The 22,096-nt window shown below is 35.8% G+C and carries 22 protein-coding genes; 8 read left to right on the forward strand and 14 right to left on the reverse strand.

Features of this window, described 5'->3' with window-relative positions:
- Nucleotides 1–60 precede the first annotated feature (60 nt).
- Both C0Z22_RS02855 and C0Z22_RS02860 read left to right on the forward strand, forming a co-directional pair.
- Nucleotides 61–738, forward strand: coding sequence for a hypothetical protein (locus C0Z22_RS02855; protein WP_103216825.1), 678 nt, complete (start codon nt 61–63; stop codon nt 736–738).
- Nucleotides 739–770: 32 nt separating this feature from the next.
- A complete protein-coding gene (locus C0Z22_RS02860; RefSeq protein WP_103216826.1) occupies nt 771–1,802 on the forward strand; it encodes a CpaF family protein in 1,032 nt (343 codons plus the stop codon).
- Here the strand turns inward: C0Z22_RS02860 and C0Z22_RS02865 are convergent.
- The 3 genes from C0Z22_RS02865 to deoC all read right to left on the reverse strand — a co-directional run bounded on the left by C0Z22_RS02865 (nt 1,797) and on the right by deoC (nt 3,186).
- Nucleotides 1,797–2,066, reverse strand: coding sequence for a TIGR02530 family flagellar biosynthesis protein (locus tag C0Z22_RS02865; protein WP_103216827.1), 270 nt, complete (start codon nt 2,064–2,066; stop codon nt 1,797–1,799). The two genes, C0Z22_RS02860 and C0Z22_RS02865, sit on opposite strands and share 6 nt — an antisense overlap.
- A 91-nt stretch (nt 2,067–2,157) precedes the next feature.
- Nucleotides 2,158–2,445: a hypothetical protein gene (locus C0Z22_RS02870; protein ID WP_103216828.1), complete on the reverse strand. Its 288-nt coding sequence runs from the start codon at nt 2,443–2,445 to the stop codon at nt 2,158–2,160.
- A gap of 72 nt (nt 2,446–2,517) precedes the next feature.
- The gene (gene deoC / locus C0Z22_RS02875; protein WP_103216829.1) at nt 2,518–3,186 is read right to left on the reverse strand and encodes a deoxyribose-phosphate aldolase; all 669 of its coding nucleotides are present in this window, start codon (nt 3,184–3,186) and stop codon (nt 2,518–2,520) included.
- A 71-nt stretch (nt 3,187–3,257) separates the two neighbouring features.
- On the opposite strand from deoC, the gene C0Z22_RS02880 reads away from it, so the two are divergent.
- The 4 genes from C0Z22_RS02880 to C0Z22_RS02895 are packed head-to-tail and all read left to right on the forward strand — an operon-like array spanning nt 3,258 to nt 6,462.
- Nucleotides 3,258–4,208 (forward strand): sensor histidine kinase KdpD, encoded by a 951-nt coding sequence (locus tag C0Z22_RS02880; RefSeq protein WP_103216830.1) that lies wholly within the window; start codon nt 3,258–3,260, stop codon nt 4,206–4,208.
- Nucleotides 4,209–4,886 carry a response regulator transcription factor gene (locus C0Z22_RS02885; protein WP_103216831.1) on the forward strand — a complete coding sequence of 226 codons (678 nt, stop codon included), beginning with the start codon at nt 4,209–4,211 and terminating at the stop codon, nt 4,884–4,886.
- A gap of 29 nt (nt 4,887–4,915) precedes the next feature.
- On the forward strand, nt 4,916–5,683 hold the full coding sequence (locus tag C0Z22_RS02890) for an enoyl-ACP reductase (RefSeq protein ID WP_103216832.1): 768 nt from the start codon (nt 4,916–4,918) through the stop codon (nt 5,681–5,683).
- A 2-nt stretch (nt 5,684–5,685) separates the two neighbouring features.
- Nucleotides 5,686–6,462 carry an exodeoxyribonuclease III gene (locus C0Z22_RS02895; protein WP_103216833.1) on the forward strand — a complete coding sequence of 259 codons (777 nt, stop codon included), beginning with the start codon at nt 5,686–5,688 and terminating at the stop codon, nt 6,460–6,462.
- Nucleotides 6,463–6,516: 54 nt separating this feature from the next.
- Here C0Z22_RS02895 and C0Z22_RS02900 read toward each other — a convergent pair whose 3' ends face one another.
- From C0Z22_RS02900 to hemC, 6 genes are all read right to left on the reverse strand, one after another.
- Nucleotides 6,517–7,716, reverse strand: coding sequence for a M20/M25/M40 family metallo-hydrolase (locus C0Z22_RS02900; protein WP_103216834.1), 1,200 nt, complete (start codon nt 7,714–7,716; stop codon nt 6,517–6,519).
- A gap of 148 nt (nt 7,717–7,864) precedes the next feature.
- The gene (locus tag C0Z22_RS02905; RefSeq protein ID WP_103216835.1) at nt 7,865–8,902 is read right to left on the reverse strand and encodes a uroporphyrinogen decarboxylase family protein; all 1,038 of its coding nucleotides are present in this window, start codon (nt 8,900–8,902) and stop codon (nt 7,865–7,867) included.
- Between the two features lie 2 nt (nt 8,903–8,904).
- Entirely contained in the window at nt 8,905–9,603 is a 699-nt protein-coding gene (locus C0Z22_RS02910; RefSeq protein WP_103216836.1) for a response regulator transcription factor, read from the reverse strand.
- Entirely contained in the window at nt 9,596–10,510 is a 915-nt protein-coding gene (locus tag C0Z22_RS02915) for a sensor histidine kinase KdpD (protein WP_103216837.1), read from the reverse strand. Before C0Z22_RS02915 ends, C0Z22_RS02910 begins: the two co-directional genes overlap by 8 nt.
- Nucleotides 10,501–11,772, reverse strand: a complete 1,272-nt coding sequence (locus C0Z22_RS02920; RefSeq protein WP_233189681.1) for a glutamate-1-semialdehyde 2,1-aminomutase — start codon at nt 11,770–11,772, stop codon at nt 10,501–10,503. The genes C0Z22_RS02915 and C0Z22_RS02920 overlap by 10 nt, the downstream gene beginning before the upstream one ends.
- 17 nt (nt 11,773–11,789) lie before the next feature.
- Complete coding sequence (gene hemC, locus C0Z22_RS02925) at nt 11,790–13,319, reverse strand: hydroxymethylbilane synthase (protein ID WP_158246783.1); 1,530 nt, start codon at nt 13,317–13,319, stop codon at nt 11,790–11,792.
- Between the two features lie 223 nt (nt 13,320–13,542).
- Between hemC and C0Z22_RS02930 the strand changes: the two genes are divergently transcribed.
- On the forward strand, nt 13,543–14,874 hold the full coding sequence (locus tag C0Z22_RS02930; RefSeq protein ID WP_103216839.1) for a S8 family peptidase: 1,332 nt from the start codon (nt 13,543–13,545) through the stop codon (nt 14,872–14,874).
- Between the two features lie 31 nt (nt 14,875–14,905).
- On the opposite strand, the gene C0Z22_RS02935 is transcribed toward C0Z22_RS02930, so the two are convergent.
- The 5 genes from C0Z22_RS02935 to C0Z22_RS02955 all read right to left on the reverse strand — a co-directional run bounded on the left by C0Z22_RS02935 (nt 14,906) and on the right by C0Z22_RS02955 (nt 21,461).
- Nucleotides 14,906–15,889, reverse strand: coding sequence for a hypothetical protein (locus C0Z22_RS02935; RefSeq protein ID WP_103216840.1), 984 nt, complete (start codon nt 15,887–15,889; stop codon nt 14,906–14,908).
- Nucleotides 15,890–15,891: 2 nt separating this feature from the next.
- Nucleotides 15,892–16,692, reverse strand: coding sequence for an HlyD family efflux transporter periplasmic adaptor subunit (locus tag C0Z22_RS02940; RefSeq protein WP_103216841.1), 801 nt, complete (start codon nt 16,690–16,692; stop codon nt 15,892–15,894).
- 22 nt (nt 16,693–16,714) lie between these two features.
- Nucleotides 16,715–18,838 (reverse strand): ATP-binding cassette domain-containing protein, encoded by a 2,124-nt coding sequence (locus C0Z22_RS02945; protein WP_103216842.1) that lies wholly within the window; start codon nt 18,836–18,838, stop codon nt 16,715–16,717.
- Nucleotides 18,839–18,846: 8 nt separating this feature from the next.
- A complete protein-coding gene (locus tag C0Z22_RS02950) occupies nt 18,847–20,493 on the reverse strand; it encodes an ABC transporter transmembrane domain-containing protein (RefSeq protein ID WP_103216843.1) in 1,647 nt (548 codons plus the stop codon).
- A 71-nt stretch (nt 20,494–20,564) separates the two neighbouring features.
- Nucleotides 20,565–21,461 (reverse strand): hypothetical protein, encoded by an 897-nt coding sequence (locus tag C0Z22_RS02955; RefSeq protein WP_146037768.1) that lies wholly within the window; start codon nt 21,459–21,461, stop codon nt 20,565–20,567.
- Between the two features lie 300 nt (nt 21,462–21,761).
- Between C0Z22_RS02955 and C0Z22_RS02960 the strand changes: the two genes are divergently transcribed.
- The gene (locus C0Z22_RS02960; RefSeq protein ID WP_103216845.1) at nt 21,762–22,088 is read left to right on the forward strand and encodes a hypothetical protein; all 327 of its coding nucleotides are present in this window, start codon (nt 21,762–21,764) and stop codon (nt 22,086–22,088) included.
- Nucleotides 22,089–22,096: the final 8 nt, after the last annotated feature.

Below are 22,096 nucleotides of genomic sequence, written 5' to 3' on the forward strand. Positions count from 1 at the left end.
CAGGAGCTCCTTACTAATATAAAGCTGGAATCTCATCTAAATCTCATTTATCATAGTTTTATGGAATTAGATTATGTAGAGCTTCCCGATAGATTTTGTCAGTTACTAATAAGTGATGTTTCAAGTTCAAGTAACACATCTGTCGATTTGCAAAGATTTATTTTTGAATCTCCTGCTATGGGCAGGATTCTTTATCGTATTTTAAATGGCGGTGAAGAAACAGATTTAACTTCTCTTGTGAAGAAGTATGGCTGGCACGGTATTCGTGATCGTCTCTTGGCCTACTATATGAACTTTCTCTATAATAGTAATCATCCGCATGCTGTCGTTATTGAAGAGATCGAAGATATTAAAAAAATAGAATCTCGTTTTCGTGACAAAACAGTAAGTGGGTATTCGCGCCTAATTTCACTTGGAATGTATTTAAAAGTATCTTGTTATGAGTCTGATATTGAAAAGATTGAAGATCATCCATACTTTCCGGATAGAAGAATTGATCAGCTTTTATCTCTTTCAAAAAATCGTAATATCCGCATTGATATCCTTATCCTTATGCTTGTTCACTTTCTAAAATATTTAGGAGAGGAGAAGCTCTTTGGATTAATTAGAGCGAAACAAAGCTTTGATACAATAGAGTCGATGCTTGCTACTGATCAAAAGTATCAATTACAAAAAAATATAATTAATTACGCCTTAAGTATTGGAGATACTGATTTAATTGCATCTAAGACTGTGTAAGTCAGTTTTGTTCAGTATGAAGAAGGAAGAGTATGGCAGAAAATAGTGTATGGAAAATGTTAGAAGACCTTTCAACGAAGAAGGGGATTTCTGAAATTGTAATCAATGGAACAAAGAATGTTTTTGTTGAAAGAGGAGGAGAGTTTATTGGACTTAACGTACCTCTTAATAAGAAAGATATTCTCGATTTCTCAAATGAAGTGGCACTATTTAATAAGAAGAAATTTTCAAACGAAAATCCTATCTTAGATGGAAGACTTCCAGATGGTTCACGTATCAATATTATTAGTGAACCATATGCATCTCAAGGTACTTCAATCACTATTAGAAAATATCTTTCAAATAATTTCCAACTCGATAAGCACTCTCAGCTTTTTGGAATTAATGAAAAATATATTCCTTTCTTCAAATCACTTATTAAGGCCAAGAAAAATATTCTTATTTCTGGTGGAACTGGTTCAGGTAAGACGACATTTATGAATATGCTTCTTAAGGAAGTTTCTCCTGATGAGAGAATCATTACAATCGAAGATACTCTCGAGTTAGTTGTTCCTAATACAAATTGTGTAAGGCTAGAGGCCGGGCTAACAAGTGGACAAGAAGGGCTTTCGATGAGCCAACTTGTTAAGAATACACTTCGTATGAGACCAGATCGTATCTTTATTGGTGAGGTAAGGGGAGCTGAAGTTTTTGATATGATTCAGGCAATGAACACTGGACATGATGGAAGTATGACTTCGATTCACGCCAATTCTCCTGTGGAATGTTTACAAAGAGTAGAGGCCCTCTTTTTAATGGCAGGCTTTGATCTTCCTTATCATGTTGTTAGAAAGTATATTTCAACAGCAGTCGACTTCATTATTCAATTAGGACGTACTGATGACGGCCGTAGAAAAGTTACGCAAGTGCTGGAAGTCAATAATATGGAAGGAAATAATATCCTTACGACTTCAGTTCTTGAAATTGAAAATGGTGAGCTAGTATTTGGCGGTGCGGTTCCAAACCTTGCAAGTGAGTTAGCTCGAAAAGGTGAATTACCAACAAATTATTGGAATGAGCTATAAGATCATTGTTGCATCAATTTTAGTGAAAATATTATCACTAAGTTCGTCTTTATTTACTGCTGTTATTAAACAGTAGCGATCGATATCGAGAATAAAGGCTGCATCGTCAGTAATAACTAAGGATTCCTTTACGCCTTTTAACTTCAATTTATGAGCAGCTTCATTTAAGCGGCTATAATCATTTTCGCTAAAGTGAATTTGGCGCTCAAGCAGGCGCTTTTTTGCATGTTTTGAAATTGTTAATTGGTGTGTGACTCTCTCCATATAACCCTTCCTGGCCTTGGCCTAAATGACTCTAAAGTCATTGTGGCACTTTGCTTGGCGCAATAGTAGGTAGGCAAGGGTAAAGAAAATCTTATAACTTCTTCAGTTCATTAAGCTCTAATAAAATCCCAAGCTGCTGATGTCTTAGGTTTTGGCATCCTGATTTGAAGTAGTAATTTCTCGTGTTCTTAATAAGTGATTTAATTCGATTTCGAATGTCGTCATTTACTTGAGAATTTTCTGTGATTTTCTTTTTGATACTTATGAATTCGCGAGTGTTTTCATAAGCCAGGTTTTGGTCGAGTTGCTCACATGGCAGACTTGCGTACGCCTTGATTGAAACTAAAGTTACAGTTGCTGATAGCAAAATAGACTTCATGAAAACTCCTTGTGTGAGTCCCTCTCTCTCATCTACTTCTATCAATAGCATACTAAGATGCAAACTTACACATTAGTAAGAAGTTGTGATATTTTTTTCACCTTCCATGATCGCGACACCAGAACTCGTTCCTAGTCTTTTTACACCCATTTCTAGATATTTACGTGCATCCTCAAGACTTCTAACCCCACCAGAGGCTTTTACTTCACATTTTCCTTGAGCCTCATCAATCATTATTGAGACGACTTCAGGATTAGCTCCTTCACTTGAGAATCCAGTTGATGTTTTTATGAAGCTAGCACCAGCACTTATGGATGCTTTGGCCGCTAAACGAATTTCTTTTTCATTTAAAAGACATGTTTCAAAGATAACTTTAACAACTTTTCCGTTTGCCGCCTTAACCACTGCGGCGATATCTTGTTCAATGTACTCAAGATTACCTTCTTTTAGCCTTCCGATATTTAAAACCATATCAATTTCATCTGCACCTTTTTCGATGGCATCTTTAGTTTCAAAAACCTTTGTTTCTGTCGTCATGGCGCCAAGTGGAAAACCAATAACTGTACAAATAAGTGACTTACTTGGGTCAATATGCTTCCTTGCTTCGAGGATATTACTTGGATTTATACAAACTGATTTAAAGCCATACTCATTAGCTTCTTGGCATAGCTTTTTAATTTGTAGGCTACTTGCTTCAGGCTTTAATAAAGTGTGGTCAATAAATTGAGCGATGTCTTGCATAGTTGTCCTCGATAGAAATTCTTTTATTATTTTCTTAACTAATAGTGCCAATAATTGCTAATATTTGCAATATGTCACTTATTAAACGCGGTCCATTTTTTATTCACCCGCTCTTTATCTTTATATCGAGCTTGGTGGCCTTAGGTATTTCTTTATATCTCTATATTTCTTCTTACTTAGAGGTTAATGCCAAGTTAACGGACTTTGTTAACAAGTCGAATATTCCTCTTGTTCAGTTCCAACAAACTGAAACATGGGTAATGATCTTAATTCTGTCTATTTTAGTTTCACTTATTATCGTTGGCTTTAGTATGGTTTTTTATTATTACCAAAAACTTCGCCAGCTCTATCGTATGCAGCAAAACTTTATTAATGGATTTACTCACGAACTAAAGACTCCCGTTGCTTCGATTGCAATCTTTATTGATACTTTAAAACGCCACAGCTTTGAGAGAGAAAAGCAGTTGGAATATCTCGATATTATGAGACATGATACAGAAAGACTTGGTGATAATATTGAGCAAATCCTTCAACTTGGGCGTCTCGAAGAAAAGAAAGTCGAGCCTGATTTAAGACAAATCAATATCCGCCAGACAATCGAAGAGTTTGTTCATCGTAATCGTCATAATTTCTCTGAGCTTGATATATCGTTTGTACATCTTGATAATGAAGAATCAATCGAATTTGATAGCAAGCTTTTTGATATTCTATTAATGAATATTTTGACTAATGCAATTCGCTACAATAGCAAAGAAGTGAAGACAATGGAGATCATCTTTCAAAAAGGGAAACGTTTTAGTGAACTCTTCTTTGTTGATAATGGTGATGGTGTAGAAGAAAAAGATTTGAAAAATATTTTTAAAAAATTCTACCAAGTTGGAAAGTCATCAAAGGGAAGTGGTGTCGGACTTTATATGGCCACTCAAATTATGAAAATTCATGGAGGACGCATTAGCGCTGAAAGTGAAGGTGTCGATCAGGGGATGACATTAAAGTTATTATTTAAAAATAGGGTTAGTTAAATGAGTCGTATTTTACTTATTGAAGATGAGCAAAATATTGCGAAAGGTATTATCTTAAACCTCGAATTAGAAGGCTATGAAGTCGTTCATGCAAATCGAGGAGATTTGGGAATCAAATTTTATAAGGATCAAGAGTTTGACTTAGTTGTCTTGGATCTCATGCTTCCGGTAATAAGTGGTGAAGATATTCTTGTGCAAATACGAGAGATTAATGAGAAAACACCAGTTCTTGTTCTTTCGGCAAAGGATAGCTCGAAATCAAAAGTGCGCTGTTTTAATTTAGGTACTGATGATTACTTATCGAAGCCTTTTAACTTAGATGAGTTCATCTTGCGAGTAAAGCGTCTTTTAAAGCGCTCTAGTTGGACAAAAAAGGAAGTCACTATATATAAATTTGGGGCCAATGAAATACACTTTTCTGACTTTAAAGCACTCTGCCAGGGAGAGGAATATACTCTAACAGAGCAGGAAGTGAAGATTTTGACACTTTTAACGCAAAATGAGGGTGAAGTGGTTACGCGCGGTGAGTTACTTGAATTATTAGGCTACAAAAAGGATTCAAATACTCGTACCATTGACAACTTCATTGTACGTTTTAGAAAATACTTTGAAGAGAACCCTAAGGAACCAAAACATATAATAAGTATCCGATCTGTCGGATACAAATTTATTAAATAATAAATAACTAAATAGAAATGGAGTAATAAATGGGAATTTTAGAAGGAAAGAAAGTTCTTGTCCTAGGACTTGCAAATGACAAGTCAATTGCATGGGGAATTGCAACACAAATGAAAGAACAAGGTGCACGTCTTGCGTTTTCATATCTTAATGAAGCACTTCAAAAAAGAGTTGAGCCACTAAGTGAACAAATCGGTGGAGAGTTTACATTTGAACTAGACGTTCAAAATGAAGATCATATGACTCAGATGGCGGAAATCGTAAAAGAAAAATGGGGAGAGGTTGATGTAATCGTTCACTCTCTAGCATTTGCTGATAAAACTGATCTTAAAGATCGCTTCCATAAAACAAGCCGTGAAGGTTTCAAGATGGCACAAGATATTTCAGCATACTCACTACTAGGTGTGTGTAATGTTCTAAAGCCTATTATGGCAAAAGATTGTTCAGTTATCGCTCTTACTTACCACGGATCAGTTAAGGTTCTTAATGGTTACAATGTAATGGGTGTTGCCAAAGCATCTCTTGAATCAACAATGAGATATCTTGCAGATGATCTAGGTCCAGAAGGAATTCGCGTAAACTGTATTTCAGCAGGTCCAATTAGAACTCTTGCTGCTTCTGGTGTTCCAGGGCTTAAAGGTTTCCTAAATGATGTTGAAGAGAAGTCGCCACTTCGTCGTAATGTTACTCAAGAAGATGTTGGTGGAGCAGCGGTATTCTTAGGTTCTCGTCTTGCTAACGGTGTTACTGGACAAGTTCTTTACGTTGACTCTGGTATCTCGATCTTAGGAGCTTAGTTTTGACTAAAATTTCTAGTTGGAACGTCGCAGGTCTTAGGGCCTGCGAAAAAAAAGGTTTTTACGATTGGTATTTAGAAGATAATTCAGATGTAATCTGTCTTCAAGAAACGAAGGCATTACCTGAACAATTAAGTGATCGCTTAAATAATCCTGATAACCACGAAGTGCTAATTGCTCCTGCTGAAAAGAAGGGCTATTCAGGTGTTGCTACTTGGGTTCGAAAGGGGATCAATGTTAAGCACACGATAGGGCTTGGAATTCCTGAGTTCGATTGTGAAGGCAGAACGATCATTTCTGAATTTGATGATTACATTCTTTTTAATTGTTACTTTCCAAATGGACAAAGAGATCACGCTCGAGTTCCATATAAGTTAAACTTTTGTCGTGCTGTTGCTGATAAAGCATTAGCTCTAAAGAAGAAGACGAAAAAAGAAGTTGTGATTTGTGGAGATTATAATACCGCGCATACGGCAAATGATCTTGCAAATCCAAAGTCAAATACAAAGACGACTGGTTTTCTTCCTATTGAGCGCGAATGGATGGATGAGTTTAAGGCCCAGGGCTTTACTGATTTGTTTCGCAAGTACACTTCTGCTGAAGAGAATGGCCATTACACTTGGTGGACTTACCGCGGAGATTGTCGTGCAAGGAATGTAGGCTGGCGTATTGATTACTTCTGGTCAACTGATGAGTTTGTTTCTCGTGTGAAAAACTGCTGGCATCAGCCAGATGTTATGGGAAGTGATCACTGTCCACTATCGATTGAATTTAAATAAAAAAAAAGCCAGCATAAGCTGGCTTTTTTTATTTGATCAAAGTCGAGAGATATCCTATCTATCAAGTTCGATTGTGAATGCTAGTGCTAGTTTCGCAAACTTTAGAGCGTGATCAGCTGTTCCACCCATATTATCTAGAGTGTCACGAGATGAGTGGATTTTTCCATTCATTTCACGTTTGCGAGTTTCAAATGGTGTTGAAGCAGGGAAGCCTTGAGCAGTCCATGAAGCATGATCTGAACAAGCATAACCACAAGTATCACGTCCCCAAGATAGTTCTGGAAGATACTTATCTAATAGAGAACCTAGGAAGTTATTTTGTGCTTCGTTTGTATAATCTGTGATGATTGTGATGTCATCGTTTGAACCATTGAAGTTTGTCATATCAAGTTGCATAACACCAACAACGTTCTTACCTTGTCTTTTAAAAGTTTGTGCAATTTCTTTAGAACCAAGAAGACCAACTTCCTCGGCAGCATAAGACATGAACATAATTGTTTTTTCAGGTTGGTAACCACTTTGAGCTAGTGTTTTTAAAACTTCAGTAACCGTTGCCACACCTGAAGCGTTATCATCGGCACCTGGTGCGTGAGCGTTTGTGCGTCCCCACCAACCTGCGATTGAGTCACCGTGACCACCGATTACAATAACATCATCACTCTTACCTTTGATTGTCGCAATAACTGATGGTTGTGGGTATGAAGAGTGGTTAAAGAAATCAACACTAATATCAGAACGGTGTGATGTTAGGCTTGTCCAGTGATCTTTAAGCCACTGTTGAGAATCAACACCTGTTTCAGATTTATAATATCTGTTATTGTAGCTAGAAAGCTTTTCAATAACACTTCTTATTGAGCTTTCTTTTGCATTTGCAATGGCCGATCTAACAAGATCTTCTTGGTTGATTGTGTAATCAGCTAAGAATGCATTAATATTTGAGTTTTCTTTTTGTTCTTTTACGAATTGAAGTGCTTCTTCTTTCGTTTGAAACGCAAAGAAACCACCACATCTTTGATGCTCTTCGTGTGCAAGGTGAGAGATCTCAGCTTGCTCGCTCATAATTTTTGTCTTAGCAATAACAAGGTCTTTTTCAACCTTAATAATATCAATTTGCAGATTCGAGTGTAGACTTTGCGTTGACTGGAATAAGTCCTTTCCTGTCACGATGTAGTTGTGCTCAAACGCATGAGTATTAATTGTAAGTAGTGAGAGTCCTGCTAGTAACTGAACACAAATCTTGCGTGTAATTTTCATCTAACCTTCCTTGGTTATTTTATAACTGTAACTAAATTATTTTAGGGCCAATCAGATAATTAAAATAGAGATAGATTCTGTTATCTTCTTACACAGATGTTGGAGAAGACGTCTAGGAAGGGAGTTTGGGCGCTTTGCGCCCAAATAATTAATATTGAAATTTTGTTTGAATTAAATCAACACTTTTACGTACATTTTCTTGATCGATCCACTGAAGGCATCCGTGTCCAAGACCGCAAATCCATTTATTCATCGGTGCATTAGCATTTTGCACTGACTCATATAGGTCCATCCACTTCTTCTCAAGAGTCTCCCATGGAAGTCCTAGATAAGCTGGTTCAAGGTTTCCTTGAATATAATAGTCATTTCCTAGAGTATTTAAAACATGACCAAGGTCATGACGCCAATCGATACCTAGTACATCAATATTGTCATCTTCAATCGCCTGTAGGTATCTAAGGTGAGTCATTTTTGAGTAGTAAATTACTTTCTTATTTGGGAATTCTTTTTTGAATTCAGCAGTTACTTTCTTAAGTACTGGTAGTACTTTTTGAGTGTAATCTTCAAAATTAAGCTCACCGGCTGCTGTATCAAAAAGACACATTGCGTCTGCGCCACCAATGGCCTGAGCTCTCATTTCTCCTAGTAGTTCTGGAAGAAGTAGATCGACAAATGCATCCCAACGTCCGTCATATAGACCAATTTTTGAGCTGTATAAGGCACCAGCATGAGATCCTTCAACTGCATATGTATAAAGAGTGAAAGGAGCACCTACGAAACCTAGAAGTGTCTTGTTACTTGGTAGAGCATCTTTAAGAAGAGTACATGCTTCTCCTTGGAATTTATAAAAGTTCTCTGCGCTATCTAAGAATTTAAGTGCTTTTACATCTGCAACAGTTTCTAGAGTTTTTTCAAGCTTTGGTCCTGGAGCATACTCTAGGCCCATTCCCATTTGCTCTAGAGGGAAGAGTAGATCTGAGAATAGAATAGCCGCATCAAATTTAAAGTCATTGATTGGGCCCATTGTTACTTCACATGCAAGCTCTGGTTTTTTACATAGCTCCATGAATGTATGATCTTTTTTCATACCTTGGTAGTGGTCGTGGTAGCGCCCAGCTTGTCTCATAAACCATACAGGTACAAATTCTTTTCCATTTTCACTTTTGCGATCGTTAAATAATCCCATTTTTATTCCTTTATAATAAGCTTGTAGCCAATTCCGCGAACACTTTGAATCTCAAGTGAGTTCTTTGAGTCACTCTCGGCCCATTTTCTAAGTTTAACAATATAGTTATCTACAGTACGTTGTGATGGAAATTTATCCTCACCCCATACTTCATCAATAATAAAATCTCTTTCAACAGCTTCATTCTTTTTCTTTAGTAAGATTTCTAGAATGGCACACTCTTTTTGTGTTAGATTTAGTATCTTGCCGTCGCCATCTTGTACTTCAAATCGCTTTGGCCAAATTTTTAAATCACCAATAAGAATTTCTTCCTCAAGGGAGTCGATATTAGTCTTAAAGCTTAGTAGTCGATCCAGTCTTATCGTTAGCTCTTTTAAGGCAAATGGCTTTGTAATATAATCTTCGCCACCTGCTTCAAACCCTTCAACTTTTGTTTGAGGGTCATTTAGAGCAGATAAGAAAAGAAGAATGAAGTCTTTTCTAAGCTTTCTAAAGTCTTTAGCAAGATCAATCCCATTTCCGTCTGGAAGTCCAATATCCATTAGAATGATATTTGGTTTGAAGTCTTCGAAATAGTAACGAGCGTCTTTAACATTCTTTGCAAGTCGGCATTCGTGACCGATGTCGCCTAAGTATTCGCTTAGTGTATCACCTAGATTGTTATCATCTTCAACGACAAGAATCTTTCCGAAGTTATTCATCTTTACCTCCGTCACTTTGTTCTGATAGTGGTAATTGAATATCGAAGATTAAGCCTTTATCTAAAGTTATATTAAATTGACCTTTCATCGTTTCAATTAATTTCTTCGAAAGGTATAGGCCTATGCCTGAGCCTTTCGTCGATTGGTGCTTGTAGAAAAGCTTCCCAAGCTTTTTGACATCACCACTAAAACTGCCGCGATCATGATATCTGATATTTACGGCCTGTCCTTTAGTACTGATCGTAATTTCAACTTCATTCGAATCAGTATGTGAAATAGTATTTTCTAAAAGGTTTTTGAAAATGATACTTAGAGCAAACTCGTCAGCTTGAAGGCTAATGTTTTTTACTTCCTTAGTTACCGTAACATTCAATTTATTTTGGTAGCCACTCTCAATAATATTTTCTAGGAAATGACCTACTTCAATATCTGTACAATTTAAGTTTCCACCTCGCTCTATACGTGAGAGCTGTAGGATTTTATCCATTTGATTCTCTAGTCGAATCGTATCGTCAATTAAGCGAGTCGTAAGTTTTTGAAGTCTTTGGTTTGAGTCTTTTTCAACTTCATCTTTAATGACTTCAGATTGAAGTTTTATGCTTGCAAGGGGAGTCTTAAGCTCATGCGTAAGCCCTGCAAAGAAAGCTGCAATCGAGCGATTCTTTCTCTGGTCTCTGATAAAGAGGAGAGTGTGAGAGCTCACTAGAATGAGAATAAGGACCAGAAACGTAATTCCTTCCCATTTAATTAGTGAGCCTATGTCTGGGCCCTCTGTGATATTAAGTTTTGCCAAGCGATCACTCATTTTAAAAATTAAAAAGAGCCACCACAGGCCAAAGAGCCCAATTAGTCCCGTCGTAATCGTTGAGATTAAAAAGAATGGAGAAGAAGCTTTCTTTAGTTCCAAAGTCTGTTCTCTAAATCCTTCGCAACTTCTTCGTTATGTGCAAGTGAACCAAATCCAACTTCATATGCATTTGGAGACAGGTAAATTCCCTTTTCAAGAAGAAGTTCAAATAGTGGAACAAAGTCTTCACCAATATTGCCTGGAATATTTCCAACTGACTTTATCTTATCTCCTGGAACGATCCAAAATAGAGAAGAGTGGTGAATTACGTTGTAGTTTGAAAATTGACCATCGTTATATTCAGCAAGCCACTTCTTAAAGATATTTACAATTCTTAGAGTATTATCTTCAAGCTCTTGGTAGCTCTCTTTTGTCATTTGTTTAAGTGTCTCAAGTCCACCAACCATTGCAAGTGGGTTTGCACTTAGAGTTCCAGCTTGGTAAACACCACCAACAGGAGCAAGGTGTTCCATAATTTCTTTCTTGGCCGCAATTGCTCCAACTGGAAGACCACCACCAATTACTTTACCGTAAGTAACGATATCTGGAGTGATTCCAGTCAGTTCTGCCATACCACCAAAAGCAACACGGAAGCCTGAAATTACTTCATCAAAAATTAGAAGTGCATCATTTGCTTTTGTGATCTCTCTTAATCCTTCAAGGAATGCTTGGTCTTGAATTAAGAGACCATTATTTGCCGGAAGTGGCTCAACAATGATTGCAGCGATTTCATCTTTGTGATCTTCAAAGCATTTCTTTACACCCTCAAGATCTTCAAGCTCTAGAATTAGAGTGTCATCTGCAACACCTTTTGGAACACCAAGAGAAGAAGACTCAGCAGCACCAGCAAGTCCTGATCCCGCTTTAATTAGCATGGCATCAACGTGACCGTGGTAGCAACCATTAAACTTAATAATTTTATTTCTTCCTGTCACACCACGTGCAAGACGAAGTGCTGTCATAACTGCTTCTGTTCCCGAGTTTACAAATCTGATTTGATCAACATGTGTAAGACGAGAAAGTAGGTATTCAGCTAGATCAACTGAATATGGTTCACAAGCACCATAACTCCAGCCACGACCTAAGGCCTCAGTTAGTTTTTCTTTTACAGTTTCGTTTTGGTGTCCAAGAACGAGTGGCCCAAAGCTCATGCAAAAGTCGATATATTCTTTACCTTCGATATCTGTAAAGTAAGCACCTTTAGCGCTTTTAAAGAATTTTGGTGTTGATGTCATTCCTTTGAATGAACGAACAGGTGAGTGAACTCCACCTGGAACCATCTTCTTACTTTTTTCAAAAATTTCTGTGTGCATATTGCTCATATGTAATCCTTTTATATTTATTTTTTTAGCCAAGCTTTAAATTCTTCCATACTCGCGAATGGACGAACAGTAACGCCTTCTTTTGAAAGTTGTTCAAATGTTTTACCAAGTCCACAAGCATGAAATTTGTCTTTTAACTCTGGAAGGTGTTCAACATAAGTTTTGTATTGTGAGTAACTAGTCCAAAAGAATACATCGCACTGTCTAAGCTCATCTAAGAATGTTTCACGAATTTCTTTATTGCTCTTTTCATATGATTCAAATACTTGTCCATAGTCAGAGTAAGAGTCTTTATGTGTTAAGATTGTTAGCTCTTGTTTAGGGCCATTTAAAACTTCAATGGCTTTTGAGCTGCGAATCTTGTCTAGTGTGTCTTCTCCTAGGCCATCACATGATCCATGAACCCACTGGCCATTTTGAGCAAGTAGCTTCCAAGTTGAAGTACCAGCAGTATAAACAGCTTTACCGTGATTCTTTAGAAGGCTTACACCATAGCGCGCAGAAAGAAGAACGTCGTTATTTGGAACGCGAGCATTCTTTAGGGCCTCTTTGTGGATTAGCTCACAATAGATATATTCTTGTTCTCTGTGGTCAGCATGCGGAAGACCAATGAATGCCTTTGCCTTAGAGGCTGGTGCAGGGAAGCTTCCTTCAAGGTGTCTTTCATAGATTACCTTGTCATCAACTTTTCCCTTATGCGTATGAATATAATAATCACCTTTTTTTGTGACATTGATACCAACTGCAAGGTGACAACCGCCTCCATAGCTTGCAAATGCTTTACGCTCACGGCTTACTTCACTTACTGTATCTTTGTCTTGAAGCTTAAAAAGTTTTTCTTCTAGTACTCCGTTGTCATCACGGTTTTCTAAACATTCAATTCCAAGAGCTCCTTGAGAAGCGGCAGCTGGAAATTGACTGTGAGGTAGAACAGCATAAGTCATTCCCGAAAGTAGAACCTCAAGCTCTTTTCTTGAGCTTTCTGTAATAGCAAGTCTTTCGATACCAGGCATTGCTAGAACGATCGCATCGTAGTTGTCATCTCTAAGTTTTTGAATACGTGAGTTTACATTTCCACGAAGCATCTTTGTTGATACTTTTACATTGTCTCCATAAGGTAAGAACTCCGATAAAGAGCTTTCAATATTAACAATTCGACGTGGAGAAGAAGTTCCAACAACAAATTCTGTTAGTTCTTTGGCCATTAACTTACTAACAGTCTCTTCCTTAATTAGGAGAATATCGTAAGCATAGTCACGTTTCGATATTGCTGCTAGCCTTATTCCTTCCGGTCTATCACTTCCAAGATCTTTATATGAGTGTACGACTAAGTCGATTTCACCTTGTAGTAGGGCCGCATCTAATTCTTTAGTGAAAAAGTCTTTCCCTTCGAGTTGCCAAAGTGGCTTATCAACAATCTGGTCACCTTGAGTCTTAATTACCTTTAATTCAAACTCGTCACCAGTTAGTTCTTCAAGTTGATCTTTTACTTGATTACATTGAGTCAGGGCCAATAGTGAGCCACGTGTTCCGATGATGTATTTCAAAATAAATCCTTGTTTATGGTGTGAACGTAAAATACATTAGATAACTTACTTTTTTGTCATGAAATTGTCATTAAAACCAAGCATGCGCGATGAGTCTATTCTTTGATTTTTAACTAAACTGGTCCCATCTCCGAGTGAAAATGTAAGAAAAAGACATTTTTTATATCGTTTTTTTATATATACACTTAAGTCATTGAAATTTTATTAGCAAAAGGAATTGCAAATGAATCGATCGATCTTAATAGGAACAGTCCTAATTTTATTAGGTTTTTTCCTTAACATCACAGCTAAGGCATCGTCTCTTAACATCAACCCAAAACGCATTATTGTAAAGTTAAAGAATGGTAAAGATATTCCGGCGTTTAAGGGAATAAATAAATCAGTTTACTTTTTTGAATCCACATATGTTCTTTATACAAATGGGGATGAGTCACTTTTAAATAAATTAAGAGCGCATCAAAATATTCTTGATGCACAATTTGATACTTTCTCAAAACGTGAGCCTCTTCCAATGCCAGTTGAGTCTTTTGAGTCAGAATCAATTGAAGAAGGAGATGAGATTTATAGCTCTGTTTTAAATGATCCAAAACTTTCAAAGTTATGGGCATTTAAAGATGCTGACAAGCATGGCATGAGTGTTAATAGAGTTTATGAGGATAGTGGATTGTCACAATCTAATGCTCCAATTATTGTCGCAGTTGTTGATACAGGTGTTGATTATAACCACGAGGATCTTAAGGATGTAATGTGGGTCAATGCTAAGGAAATACCTGGCAATGGAATTGATGACGACGGTAATGGTTATATCGATGATGTTCACGGAATCAATACACTTGAGCGTGATAGTGAAGGGAATGCAACAGGGGATATGATGGATGGCCATTCACATGGAACTCACGTTTCAGGAACAATAGCAGCAACACAAAATAATGGAGTTGGTATTGCAGGTGTCGCATCAAATGTTCGCATTATGGGACTTCGTTCAGTTCCAAGCTATGGTGATGAAACAGATGTCGATATTGCGGAAAGCTTTCTTTATGCGGCAAAGAATGGTGCAAAAGTAATTAACTGCTCTTTTGGTAAGTCACATAATGAAGGTGGAATGCTGGTAAAGGAGACAATTGATTATATCGCAAAAACATATAACACTCTTGTTGTTGTTAGTGCTGGTAATAGCTCACAAAATATTGATACAAAATTAACTTATCCTGCTTCTTATGAAAGTGAAGGGATGTTAGTTGTAGCTTCATCAACTCGCTATGGTCGCTTTTCTTATTTTTCAAACTATGGTGTTAAAAGTGTTGATGTTGCGGCCCCGGGATCATCAATTTATTCAACGACTCCTGGAAATCGCTACGGAAATATGTCAGGGACTTCAATGGCCTCTCCTAATACAACAGGTGTAGCCGCAGAAGTACTTTCAAGACACCCTTACTTAACAGCAGTTGAATTAAAAAATGTTTTAATGAATAGTGTAACGGCCAAGTCTTCGATGGATGGAGATATCCTAACGGGCGGGGTTGTCGATTTATTTTCTGCTTTAGAAAATCTTTAAAATAATGGCCCGTTAATAACGGGCCTTTTTTTTAGTGCCAAAGTTTGAACTTTTCCTGATGTGGAATATTAATTTCAACAATATTTCCTGGAACAATATAATTTAACTCGATTCCTTTAGTACTATTGGCAATAGCAATTCCTTTTTCAGATTCTTTGATTGAGTTACTAAGGTTGGCCTTTAGGTATTTTTTGAACTCAAAACCATCTCCTCCATCTATGACAGAGATACGATAGGACTCTTCTAGCTTTTCATATGTCACAATAACAGGCTCTTTATTTCTATTACATAGGATATCAAGATAACTTTCATAGTCCCCATTGGCCTTTATTTTCTCTCGCTCGAGTTTATCAATCTTAAGTTGACCGTGCTCAAGAGAGTTTAGAATAATTTCAAAAAATGCCCTTTCTTGAGTAATTGATGAATTTGTAAATAGCTTTAATGTTCTTGCACATCCGGCAACATCAGCTAGTGTTCTTATGTGCATTTGTGCGTTTGATACGATATCAAGCCCACTATTGTGGTTAAGAGAGTAATTAATAATAGATTTTATCTTAGCTTGAAGTTTTATTTTTGAGTTAATTAACTGTTTAATGTTAGAGAAACTTTGAAGATCAATGAAATCATTTAAGTCATTGCTTAAATAGTGTGACTTTCTCTTTTCTGTAATTTCTTGTGCCAAGACTATTATTGGAACACTTGAGAATCTGGGGTACTTTTTTAGCATTGAAAAGATTGATAAGTCTTTATTTAAAGTAGAATCATAGTAGAGTATGAGATCGACATCATTCTTTTTTACATCTGCAAAAATTTGAATGATCATTGCAACTTTATCTCTTTGAATAATCTCATAAGTGTCATCCAGTACTTGCATTAATCGCTCTGTGATATATTTGTTGTTACTTATGATTAGGATTTTGGGCCTTTTCATTTCATGTTCTTGTGCATGTGATTTATTGCTGCTACTTGCCTCTGACATATTTTCTTGAACCGCTTGTTGTAGTTTTTTAAACATAATCATCTCTCTGTTAATGCATAGTTAAGTGAGGAGTCTAAAGGATTTGTTAGAAAGGATAGAATACTCTTTTTAGTTATAAGTATATCTGCGCGAACTTTGACTCCTGGTAAGATTAGATTCTTATTTGAGTCTCTTCCTAGGTAGTTTTTAAAGAGAAGCACTTTCGCTTGGTAGTAGGCTCTTCCATTGCTAGTGTAATATGTTGTAGGAGAAGTCGATTGCACTTCTCCAAGGATTGTTTCATATTGATTGTTCACTTTGAATCTAATCTGAACTGGCATTCCGTCTCTAATAGAATCAATATCTTTTGGGGTAATTTCTACTGATGCTGTTAGACTATCATTAATCGGTTCCAAATTCATGATACTTTGATTGGCCAATAATCTACTTCCAATGGCCTCTATCTTAACGTTTCTAATGATTCCTCTTGTCTCTGAGCGGACATAGAATATATTATCCTTCTTTTGTTTCTCATCAACGAGAGTGTAGAGAAGTTCACCTGCTTCTACATACTGGCCATTCATAACATAGAGGGCGTTAAGTACTCCTGACTTATTATAATTTATAGAGCTAATTTTGTTGGTTGATTCAATGACACCGTTTCCACTAACAACTTCATTAACCTTTGAAAGGGATATCCACACAAAGAATGCGATTAAAGCAAAGCAAGAGAGTAAGATCGTAGATTTTGAAGCAAGTGGAACTCTTGCTTCATCTAATAAAATATCCTGTCCAATATAGTCGGATTGCTTATCGTAATCTGAAACATTTTTAAGTGATAATTTTCTTTGTTCTTTCATTTATCGTATTCCTTGCATCGGTCTAAACAAGAGCACTTTCTTCGAGAATTTCTAAGATTTCTTCCTTATTTCCTGAAGAAAATTTTGAGCCTGATGCCATGTAAATTATCTTATCTGCTTCTTTTAATATTTCTTTGTGCTCACTACAAAAGATGACTGAAAAATTCCCTCTGGAGAGCTTTAAAAACTTCTTGAGTAATTTGAATTGTTCATTAATCACATTTGAGGGAATATCTTCAATTAGAACAACTTTTGCTTGAGTGCAAAAGGGGATCGCTAGAACAATTGAAGAATAGAGTTCGTTGGAAACCTTCAATTTTGTTGATCCACTAAGTGGAGTGTCGATAGTCATTCCGCTTTCTTCTAGTAGCTCTCCAATCCCAAAGAAGCCTAAGTGGATCATAATATCATCACGTGTAATTAGGGGATTGATATATTTGATATTCTCGTAAATACTCATATCCTTTAATAGGGACTTCTTGAGATTTAGAGTTAGAATATATTGTCTCATATAAAGTGTATCAAATTGGCGATGATCAATGCCTCCAATTTGAATTGATCCAGATTTTGGTAAGTAAGTTTTATTAAGCAGTTTGATGAATGCGTTTTTGCCCGAATTCACACCTGCATGGATACCATAAATTTCGTTCTGTTTTATCGTAAGGTCTATATCCTCAAAAACATTTTCTAAAGTATCAGGGTATTGGAATGATACTGATCTAAATTGAATGTCGAAGTTATTCGTGTAGAGATCTTCAAAAGATCGATATGTTCTCGTTTCACTCTTTGAACGTAGAAGCTTGTGTAGTTTTTTAAAAGAGGAGTTAACAGCATCAATTTGTTGTAGAAATTCTTGAAGTTTTTGGGCCGGAGTCACCAGATGCCATAATAAGATCATTAGACCCAAAAAACTTGCTGCCGATAGTGATTGATTCCAAACTTGGACAAGCCCTATTGCCATTGAAATAATTGCGACACACACCATAAAGCTATATGAGTAGAAGTAGATTTTTTGAGAATGCATCTTTGTTTTATGCTCTCGATAGCAAGCATTTGAATTGAGTGCAGATAGGCGTGTGCTAAAAACAGGGAAAAGGTTTTCTAAATAAATCTCTTCAGAAGTTCTCTTTAGCTCATTAATAAGATTGTTTTTGTTTTCTTTTAAATCTTCAAATTCCTCCTTTTTTAGTCTTATCTTAGAAATATTGTATAGGTAGATAAAGATGTATAGAGGTGCGAGTATTAGGATTGGAAGTGCAACTTGCCATGAAATAAAGATCATCGGAATAATGAGTAGTGTGTTAAATAATATATCGATAAATTTTAAAAAGTTTGCAGATGATAAAAACTCTACTGAGTTTCTGATATCTTCTAAGCGATTGTTTTGAAAATCGATCTTTTCTAGCTCTCTTTGATGGTCAGACATATTTGATACTTTTTCTAGAATGGCGACCTCAAGAATATAGTCTATTCGATTTACACACCAAGAAATGATATTTGATCGAATATTTCGAGCGAGAAAATTAATTGTTAATAGGAGAAGAATTCCAGTTGTTGTAGGAATGAAAATTGATGTATCTCTAGCATTAATCATGATGTCATAAATTGTCATTACATAGAAAGCTAGTACGATTATTGTTATTATGTTAAGTAGTGAAATTGAGACAACGGTTATGAACTCTTTTCTAAAGCGAATGAGTAGTGCTTTTACCCAATCAATGTAATTCTTAGAAGTGTTTTCAAATATTACTTCATTCTTTATTTCTGTGTCGTTAATTTGCTTGATGAAGAGAGCGTACTTAATAGGGAAGTTGTCGATATCAATTTGTCTCTTTAAATCGTGATCATTTATAAGGTAGTGTTGTTCTAAGTCTTTTTCATAAGTGAGTATGAGATAATCATTCTTGTCGCAAAAGTTCTCTATACTCTTTGCGGCCACTAGTAAACAAGGAAGCGCACTGTTTTCAATGTTTTGAAGATTAACTTTTAACTTTTCTGTTTTCAATCCTATTGATGCTAAAGCATTAATTAGATCAACTTCATTCATATGTCGATATGACATTAGAATTTCATTAACATCTTCGCTGTAGTCATCCTGATACTTTAGCTCCATTAGATTATGAAATATCATTTTTATATTAGACATTATTCTCCCTAGACTAAGTAAGTATCAATTTCGCCTATGCGATTATTCAAAAGATCTCGATTACATAACTTAAGTAAGTTTTGATCTCTGGTATTGATAAATATAATTCGTGACTCTCTAATATTTGCAATATATTCGAATACCTTAATATAGTTTTCTCTATCTACTCCTGCTTCAAATTCGTTTAAAACAATAATCTCTGGTGTCAGTGCAAGCTGTCTGGTTATATAGATTAATGATTTTACTTCATCAGAAATATTATCTTCAACTTCTGATGTCAGCTTTGTATCAAGTCCGTTTGGAAGATTTTGAATTATTTCACCAAGCCCCAAAATGTTAATGAATTTTTGGGCCTTTTTTTCATCGACTAGACCAAAAGAAGTGATGTTCTCTCTAATTGTGCCGTTCCATATATTTGGCTTTGCGTTTATGATTGCAATTTTCTTGTAAAGACTTAAGTCATCAACATCTGATAACTTATAGTCATTTATATAAACTTTTTTTGTGATGGCCTTCAAATTAGGTGCATATAAGAATTCCTTTGTATCTTTGTCTTGATATTTTAATGAAATAGTATCGCCCTTCATGAATGGAATTTCGTGCTTTTTACCTCTTATATAAATAGGGATAACCATCGAATAAACACTTTCTAGCTTTTGTTTTTCTTTTGCTTGAGCTGAACTTGTTGGATGAATAATTACATCAGACATGACTTTAGCCTCATGTACTTTCTTTAATACTTGAAATATTTTTGTGACTGGTGCTACACATCGATTGGCCAGAATAAGTGAAGCAACAAGTGATCCAATTCCTATTTGTCCTGTTCTTACGAGATAAACTCCTAGTGCTAGAACGGCAACAGATGTAATTTGTGTTGTTAATTGACCGAGGTTAATTAACTGTTGCTCATAGCAATTAAGCTGATAATTATTTTTAGCAACTCTTGCCTGTTTCTTTTTAAATTGATTGTTAAATAGTTTAATTCTACCAAACTTTCTAATCACAGTTAGATTATCGAGAATTTTATAAAGTAGGTTATTTTGATCAATATCAGTTATGTGCTTGAGTTGGATTATTCTAGTTATCCTCTTTAAAGAATAGAGTGAGGTCATCATATAAACTGACAGTGTAAAAAATGGAATTAATGCCATAAACGGATTTATATAAAAAAGGAATCCAAAATAGAGGCATAAGAATGGTAGCTCTGTTAATGTAATTATCCCTTGTCCTGCAAAGAATGACTTATTTCTTTGAATCTCTTTTAAGGAATACTGAAATACACCAACATTATAAAAATCTGAATCTGTAATTGTTTTCTTAATCAGTTCTTGTGAGTGTTTACTTTCAAATCGGGCACCTGCAAAGGTAATAATATAGTAGCGCAAGTATCTTAGAGCTGCTTCGGCCATTAGGAATAGAGTTAGTCCAAGTAATAAAATAATCGCTGTTGCTGTTCGATGATTTGGTATCATTCGATCATAGATTTGCATCACAACAATTGGAAGTACAAAGGATGTAATATTGATGAGTAGACTAAGTAGCAATAGCATTCTTAAAGAAATAAATTCTTTATCGAATACAATTGAGTTTTTTCGAATCCACTTAAGTGTACTAAGCGGTATATGTCCGATTCGATTTGAGCTATTAATCTCCATGTCGTCTCCTACAGTAAATTACTGTAGATAACAGATCGACTTAGATAACGGTGCTTTTGAGTTAATTAATACTAAAGATTTGCGCGTACTGTAGCTAAGTGCTTAGCTCTCTTCTCAACAAGAGATTCAATGGCCATCTTCGCTTGGTCTAGTTTCTCAATCTTTTCTTCATCTAGCATTTTACCGTGATTAAGAATATCTCCTAAACGATAAACACCCTGTTTCTTGTCAAATTCTGTGTCAATTACAGAAGGTGAGCCAAGGTCGACAAAGATTGAGTTATTTGGACAGTGGCCAGCAAAGAACTCTTCAGCAAAGATCTTTCCTGAGCATCCGATAGTGTTCACATAGCTATTAAACTTGAAGTATTCGTTATAATCCTTCCAGCCAACAGCAGTGATATTGATATTTGGAAAATCATTAATGATATCTTGTACTTTCTCTGGGTTTCTAGCACTAATATAAACATTATACTTTTTCATTAGGTGCTTAATAGAATCTCTTGCTAATTGTCCTGATCCTAAAATTAGAACATCTCCAGAGTCATATTTTGATTGAATGATTCTTCTTGTAATACCTGCATAAGATTGTTGACCAATCTTAATTAAGTGCTCTTTTCTTACTTCTTTAGCATCCTTAAATAGTTTTTCAAGGACTCTAAGAATTAGAGAAGAGCGAATATCTTCTTTTAAATAATTTGAGAATGCTTCTTTGAATTGGGCAACGATCTCACTCTCACCCTTAAGCTTACTTTGTAGGCCACAAATAGTTTCTAGTAAAAAGTGATAGGCCTTCTTTCCAAAGTAGTATTGTCCTAGTTGTCTGTCTTCATCACTGAATTCAGTAGTTGTTAGGATGATTGTTCTTTGACATGTAATAAGAACAAACGCACCTGGCATTTTTAGCAGGTGAGTAGGTATATTTTCACTCTTAGTTTGAATGTTTAATAGGTGTATTTTTTGTAGCAAAAAATCTTCCTTGCACTGTGTCGTCTATAATCCCTGTGACTTAGATTACCCAAATCGGTACCCAAAAGTGTCATGGAATTGTAGACCTTGTTTTTCTTTATTCGTCTTAATTCTTTTTGTTAGATATTGTGCTAATTTGTATTGTCTGAGTGTATTAGTCAATATCTTCTTCCATAATATTACTATCTTATATATCTTGATTCGGGGCCAATAGAAATTCTATATGGTGTCATTAATAGTTGTTCAAAGATTCCTAAAATCCTTTTCACCACTGTTTTTCTCTGCTAATTTGTGCTTATCATGAGCTCAGTTACTAATAATGCAAACGAAGTAGATAAGAATAAGCAATCAGAGCAGAAAACTGTTCTAAAGTCCTTACTGGAGCGACTAAAGGCTCCTTTTCTGGCATTTGATCGCAAGGTCGATGGTGCTATTTCATTCTTCATTACCCACTATGGTAAAACAAAATTTATGGTGGCAATGTCTAAGAAGATTCAATACTTGGGGATTGAAGGATTATGGAATAAAGGCCCAAAAGCTTTTATTTATTTTTTCCTATTTTATCTGATCCGAGATACAATACTCTACATTATTATCCCTATCTGGGTGGCCAAGGCCACTTCTTAAATCTTACA

Source organism: Halobacteriovorax sp. DA5, from assembly GCF_002903145.1.
GTDB lineage: Bacteria > Bdellovibrionota > Bacteriovoracia > Bacteriovoracales > Bacteriovoracaceae > Halobacteriovorax_A.